The sequence below is a fragment of the Kitasatospora sp. NPDC002522 genome (assembly GCF_053595195.1).
Window position 1 is genome coordinate 1 of the sequence record NZ_JBSFXE010000092.1, and the last position, 5,436, is coordinate 5,436.

Annotated in this window: 7 protein-coding genes and 1 pseudogene; 4 read left to right on the forward strand and 4 right to left on the reverse strand. The window is 72.3% G+C overall.

Annotated features, from left to right (window positions below):
• Positions 1–74: 74 nt before the first annotated feature.
• Entirely contained in the window at positions 75–491 is a 417-nt protein-coding gene (locus ACWD4U_RS34450) for an SCO4402 family protein (protein WP_363462187.1), read from the reverse strand.
• A gap of 75 nt (positions 492–566) precedes the next feature.
• Here ACWD4U_RS34450 and ACWD4U_RS34455 point away from each other — a divergent pair, with 75 nt between their 5' ends.
• Positions 567–1,379, forward strand: a complete 813-nt coding sequence (locus tag ACWD4U_RS34455; protein ID WP_363462189.1) for a hypothetical protein — start codon at positions 567–569, stop codon at positions 1,377–1,379.
• A gap of 68 nt (positions 1,380–1,447) precedes the next feature.
• Here the strand turns inward: ACWD4U_RS34455 and ACWD4U_RS34460 are convergent, their stop codons facing one another.
• Positions 1,448–2,404, reverse strand: coding sequence for a peptidase associated/transthyretin-like domain-containing protein (locus ACWD4U_RS34460; RefSeq protein ID WP_363462191.1), 957 nt, complete (start codon positions 2,402–2,404; stop codon positions 1,448–1,450).
• Positions 2,405–2,568: 164 nt separating this feature from the next.
• Between ACWD4U_RS34460 and ACWD4U_RS34465 the strand changes: the two genes are divergently transcribed.
• Positions 2,569–2,931, forward strand: a complete 363-nt coding sequence (locus ACWD4U_RS34465; RefSeq protein ID WP_363462193.1) for a S24/S26 family peptidase — start codon at positions 2,569–2,571, stop codon at positions 2,929–2,931.
• 84 nt (positions 2,932–3,015) lie between these two features.
• On the opposite strand, the gene ACWD4U_RS34470 is transcribed toward ACWD4U_RS34465, so the two are convergent.
• Both ACWD4U_RS34470 and ACWD4U_RS34475 read right to left on the reverse strand, forming a co-directional pair.
• On the reverse strand, positions 3,016–3,783 hold the full coding sequence (locus ACWD4U_RS34470) for a lysophospholipid acyltransferase family protein (RefSeq protein WP_363462195.1): 768 nt from the start codon (positions 3,781–3,783) through the stop codon (positions 3,016–3,018).
• Between the two features lie 219 nt (positions 3,784–4,002).
• The gene (locus ACWD4U_RS34475) at positions 4,003–4,422 is read right to left on the reverse strand and encodes a DUF4395 domain-containing protein (RefSeq protein WP_363462197.1); all 420 of its coding nucleotides are present in this window, start codon (positions 4,420–4,422) and stop codon (positions 4,003–4,005) included.
• A 199-nt stretch (positions 4,423–4,621) separates the two neighbouring features.
• Between ACWD4U_RS34475 and ACWD4U_RS34480 the strand changes: the two genes are divergently transcribed.
• Complete coding sequence (locus tag ACWD4U_RS34480; protein ID WP_363462199.1) at positions 4,622–5,026, forward strand: TlpA family protein disulfide reductase; 405 nt, start codon at positions 4,622–4,624, stop codon at positions 5,024–5,026.
• 318 nt (positions 5,027–5,344) lie between these two features.
• Positions 5,345–5,436 (forward strand): annotated as a pseudogene (locus tag ACWD4U_RS34485) (electron transfer flavoprotein subunit beta); the annotation flags it as partial.

Sequence of the window (5,436 nt, forward strand, 5' to 3'; positions counted from 1 at the left end):
TACTGCAGGGGGGACCCTGTGGGAGAGTAGGACGCCGCCGAACAATCTTTCAGAAGAAGCCCCCTGACGGGATGTCAGGGGGCTTCTTCGCGTTCCGGGCGCAATTCGCTGCGGGGCGGGTGGTAGAGCGCCAGTTGGTCGTTGCGGATCATCAGGTGGGCGAGGCGGGTGGCGGTGGTGAGGACGGCGGGCCAGTGGGGGGACGTGGGGTAGGCGTCGGGGGTGGTGGTGGCTCTGACGTGGTGGAGGGCGGCGGCCAGGTCGGTGAGGAGGGCGGCTTCTTCGGTGGTGCGGAGGCTTTGACCGAGCCAGGGGAGGGGGTGGTCGGCGTCGCAGTGGTCAGTGAAGAGGCTACGCAGGACGTGGTGGAGGCCGTCGGGGGTGGCGGGGTCGAGCCAAGTCGGGTGCTGGACGGTGGGGTTGGCCAGGGCGAGGACCGCGGGGACCAGGTGCATCCGGAAGGTGGGGAGTGCTATGCCGTGGTCGATCACGCGGTGAGGGTACCGGGTGGGGGCGAGGAGGCGGGAGGTAGGGCTGGTGTCCGGGGCCGGGACTAGGGTGCGGGCATGACTCGAGACACCTCCGTAGCTGTCGATCCCGCGGTCGTGCCGGCTGCCCGGGCGGCGGCGGACGGCGCGTGGGACCGGCAGCTCGCCGAGGCCTTCGCCGTTCTGCTGGGCCGGCCGTTGGAGCAGGACGGTGCGGTCTACGCGGCCTGCGTCGGGAGCAATCTGATCGACGAGACGGGGTTCCGGCGGGATGCCGCCTGGGTGCGGCCGGGCGCGTTGCGTGGGGTCGAACCGGTGCGCTGGGACTGCTACTTGTCGGATGCGACCGAGCGGACGCCGGTCTTCGACGCGAGTGGGTCGGTGTTCGAGTTCTGGGAGTCTGCGGAGCGGCGGGCCGCGTTTCCGGTGGAGTTCGTCACTGCGCTGGACGGCGCGTGCTTCTCGCCGGGGCTGATCCGGGGGGCCGAGCTGGCGCCGCTGGTGGAGCGCTTCGGGGTGGACCTGGCGGAGCCCGCGTTCGACGGTGCGTGGACGGTGTTCTTCGCGCGGCTCCGCTCCGACGGGTCGCTGTTCGATGCGTTCCGGGTCGCTCTCGACACCGGGACGGGGCCTGGGGACCTGGTGTCCTTCGAGGTGGAGGCCGAGGAGGAGTGGGAGGAGCAGTTGTCCGCGATCGGGCACGAAGGACTGCGGGCGCACCTCGGGTTCTTCTGCACCGACGGTGACGAGGGGATGATGCCGATGCTCGAGGACGCCTCGGCGGGCGGGCTGGAGTCGGCGGGCTGCGAGCCGGTGATCGGGTGGGAGGACGGGTTCGGCCAGATCGAGGTGTCGATCGTGCGGCTGAGTGACCGCGTGGCGGGTCGGTAGGCGTAAGTGCTTGGCCCCCGAGGCGGTCTGACGGTGCTTCGGGGGCCGTGTGGTGGGCCGTCCGGGCGCTACTTGCCGTTCTTGTCGGGGTCGGCGGCGAAGGTGATCACGCCGAGGTAGCCGTCGCCGTCCTCGATGACCTTCAGCAGCATGCTCGGCCGGTAGATGCTGTCGCCGTCGTTGAAGGTGTCGCGTCCGGTGTGGTTGCTGTACGGAGCCCGGGCGAAGACCGCGCTGTTGAGGGACTCGTCCATCATCAGCTGGGTGGTGAGGGTCCGTTCGTTGTCGATGTGCACCATCGCGTGGATGTGGACGGTGCGGCTGACGTACCAGCCCGGCCAGATGGTGGTGAACTGGACGATGCCGTCCTTGTTGGTGACCTGGGCGCCGCGCAGGTAGCGCTTGTCGTCCTGCGGAGTGAGGTCGCCCTGGCCGCCGCCACCGGGCGCGCCGGACGGGGCGCCTGACGGAGCGCCGGACGGCGGGGAGCCGGTGGGGGCGCCGACGGGCTGGGTGCCGCCGGGGCCGTTGCCGCCCGGTCCGCCGGAGCCGCCACCGCCGCCGGAGGAGAGGGTCTCCGCGCCGGAGTAGAGGCCGGCGGCGTCGCAGTGCCAGATCTCCACGACCGCGTTGGGGATCGCCTGGCAGCTCTCGGAGTCCTGGACCCGGACGGCCAGGCGCAGGCGGACGCCCTCGCGGTCCTCGCGGATGTCGCTGCGGATCTTGTCGGCGTCGAAGTAGTACGGGCCCTGGGTGGTCTGGGCGGTGAGGGTGCAGGTGCCCGCGTTCGCGAACAGGCCGGTGAGGTCCTCGGTGGTGGAGGCCTGCGGGCTGATGCTCGCTGTCGATCCGGTGGTGGTGGCCGCGCTGGTGCTGCCGCCCTTGGAGCCGGCGCAGGCGGCGAGGAGTGCGCCGAGACCGATGCTGCTGATGCCGGCGAGGGCACGGCGGCGGCTGACCCGTTGGCCTTCGTGGTGGTCCTCGTGGTCCTCGTGGTGCGAGGTGTGCTGGTGCTCGGCTGCCATGGAGCTCCCGGTCCTTTCCGATCTCTTTACCGTCCGCGCAGCGTAGGAACGGCGAATGAGCGCGATCTGGGGAACGGGTGAGAGTGCGATGGTCGGATGCCGGGAGCCGCGCGCGGGGGCGAATTTCGGTTGGTCGGGGCGGCGGGGGCTGCGACGATCGGCGGATGGGTGTGTTGGACGGTGTGGCGGCCAGGGTGGCCGGTGGGGCGAGGGTGGAGTTCCGGCCGAGTGGGAACTCGATGGTGCCGCTGATTCGCAGTCGGCAGTCGGTGGTGGTCGCTCCGGTCGATCCGGCGATGGTGGAGGTCGGTGACATCGTGCTGGCCCGGGTGGCGGGGACGGTGTACCTGCACCTGGTGTCGGCAGTCGATCCGGTCCGGAAGCGGGTGCAGATCAGCAACAACCGGGGCCGGGTCAATGGTTGGACCGGCCACGCACGGGTGTTCGGCATCTGCGTCGAGGTGGAGGGCGTCGCCCGGGCGGGGGTGGCGGGGAAGGTCGCGGGGGATGCCCGCCGTGGTGGGTGAGGGCGGTCCAGGACCACCGGTGGCGGGGGAGTCGGGCCGCCACCGGTCCGGCCGGCGGAGCGTCAGGTGCGGCCCGACGGGGTGTCAGCTGGTGCTGCGGCGTTCGGCCTTGGCGGCGGCTTCGGCCTCGTCCTCGGCTTCGGCGACCTCCGGGGTGGGGGCGGTGCCGCCGAGGTGGGCGGGCAGCCACCAGTCGTCCTCGGGGCCGGCCGGCTTGGCGGGGTAGTCGCGCTGGGCACGGTCCAGCATCTCGGACATCGCGGCGCGCAGGCGGCGGGTGACCATCACCGGCTTGTCGGCGTCGGTGAGGTGGATCGGCTCGCCGATCATGATGGTGACCGGGACGTGACGCTTCGTCAGGGTCTTGGGCCGGCCCTTGGTCCACAGCTGCTGGGTGCCCCAGAGGATCACCGGCAGCAGCGGGGTGCCGGAGTCGGCGGCCATCCGGGCGGCGCCGGTCTTGAACTTCTTCAGCATGAAGGAGCGGCTGATGGTCGCCTCGGGGAAGACGCCGACCACCTCGCCCTCGCGCAGCGCCTTGACGGCGGCCTCGTAGGCGGGCTGCCCGTCGGTGCGGTCGACCGGGATGTGCTTCATGCCGCGCATCAGCGGGCCCGAGACCTTGTGCTTGAAGACGTCGTCCTTGGCCATGAAGCGGGTCTTGCGGCGGGCCACCCGGTACGCGCCGAAGCCGGCGAAGATGAAGTCCAGGTAGCTGATGTGGTTGCTGACCAGCACGGCGCCGCCGGTGGCGGGGACGTGCTCGGCGCCGACGATGGTGATCCGCAGGTCCAGCGCCTTGAAGGCGGTGATCGCTGTGCGGATAACCGGCGGGTACACGAACTCAGCCACGGTCAGCCCTACTTCCCACGGGCTGGCGCCCGGTCTGGTGGTACCCGGGGCGTGGCTGGGGCCGACGAGTCGCGGCACGCCGCGGCGGCCACGGGTGTTTCCCCCCGATGATCCCCCGAACGGGCACGGTCTGTCACGCCTGGGCCCGCCCGGGGCCGGGTCGGAAGGGGAGGCCTCTCTCACACGGGCGGGCGCCCAGGTCGGGAACTTCCGCCCGGGTCAGGCCCCGAGGCCGGGACGGGCACGGCGCAGCAGCAGGTAGAACTCGCAGCCGAGGCAGTAGTCGAAGGCGGCGTTCAGGAAGGCCGCGGCGAGGGCCAGCCCGGTGGCGGCCAGGCCCAGCCAGGTCGCCCCGCCGAGGTAACCGAGCGTGCCGACCAGGGCGAAGCCGAAGCCGACGGCCTGGGCGAAGCGCGGCGGCCGGGCGTCCTCGAGTTCGGCGGGCGGGCCGAGCCGGGGTTGCAGCAGGACGCGGTACAGCCAGCCGTACGGGGCGTGGCGCAGGCCGCCGAACGCGCCGGCGGCGAAGACCAGGGTCTGGACGGCGAGCAGGGTGCCGCTGCCGGTGAGCAGGACGGCGGCGAGGACGAGGGAGGTGAGGACGGCGGCGAAACGCGGGCCGCGCGGGTCGATCTGCACGGGGTGCTCCAGGGGCGCTGCGGGCTGACGGGGTGACGGTGGGGTCGGGTAAGCGACAGCGCATGGCGGTGGCGCGGCACAGGTCGATCACCCGGCGGCTGGTCAGCCGGGGAGTCGAGAGCGGTGCTCGGGTGTCCACGGGCCGATCCTACTGGGGTGCGGCTTCCGGGCCCAGGGCCGGGTTTGCCACACTGGACCGATGACCGGACTGATCGTGTGCCTGGCGGTGCTGGCTGCGGCCGGCGTGTTCGGCGTGGTGCGGATGGCGCGGGACGGGAGGCTCAGGGTGCGCGGCGGGGTGCGGCTGACCGGTGCGGAGTTGGGCGCGGAGTTGGGCGAGCGCGCCACCCTGGTGCAGTTCTCCACCTCGTTCTGCCAGCCCTGCCGGGCGACCCGGCGGACGCTCGCGGAGGTCGCCGCGATGGTGCCGGGGGTGGCGCACGTGGAGGTGGACGCCGAGTCCCGGCTGGAGCTGGTGCGCCGGCTCGACATCCTGCGCACCCCCACCGTGCTGGTGCTGGACGCGTCCGGCCGGGTGGTGCGCCGGGCGGCCGGGCAGCCGCGCCGGGCGGATGTCATCGCGGCGCTCGGCGAGGCGGTCTAGGGCGTGATCCGGCTGGCGCGCCCTCGGTTCGGTGCCGTCCGGCGTTCAATCTCACAGCCGATCTGGCGCGGGGTCAGGTGGCAGGCGGGGTGGGCTGCGGCAGGATGGGCGCCAGGGTGGCGGCGTCGCGGCCCGGGCGGTTCCGGGCAGCGTAAGCTACTGGCGAGTAGTGACGCTTGGACTACGCGTGGGTATGCTGCCGGGGAGTTCCGGAGGGCACCGGCGCACGCCGCCTGACCAGGCCGTGCGCGTGCGCCGAACGACACACACGGGTGCAGCCGCAGCCGCCGGACGAGACCAGTAACAGGAGAGCAGGCCGTGAGCTTGAGGATCGTTGTCTGTGTGAAGTACGTGCCCGATGCGACCGGTGACCGTCGCTTCGCGGACGATGCCACCACCGATCGGGAGGG

Bases quoted from the DNA above. Each gene is read 5' to 3' on its own strand.
- ACWD4U_RS34480 (WP_363462199.1), top strand. From the start codon at position 4,622: ATGACCGGACTGATCGTGTGCCTGGCGGTGCTGGCTGCGGCCGGCGTG.
- ACWD4U_RS34465 (WP_363462193.1), top strand. From the start codon at position 2,569: ATGGGTGTGTTGGACGGTGTGGCGGCCAGGGTGGCCGGTGGGGCGAGG.
- ACWD4U_RS34455 (WP_363462189.1), top strand. From the start codon at position 567: ATGACTCGAGACACCTCCGTAGCTGTCGATCCCGCGGTCGTGCCGGCT.
- ACWD4U_RS34460 (WP_363462191.1), bottom strand. From the start codon at position 2,404: ATGGCAGCCGAGCACCAGCACACCTCGCACCACGAGGACCACGAGGAC.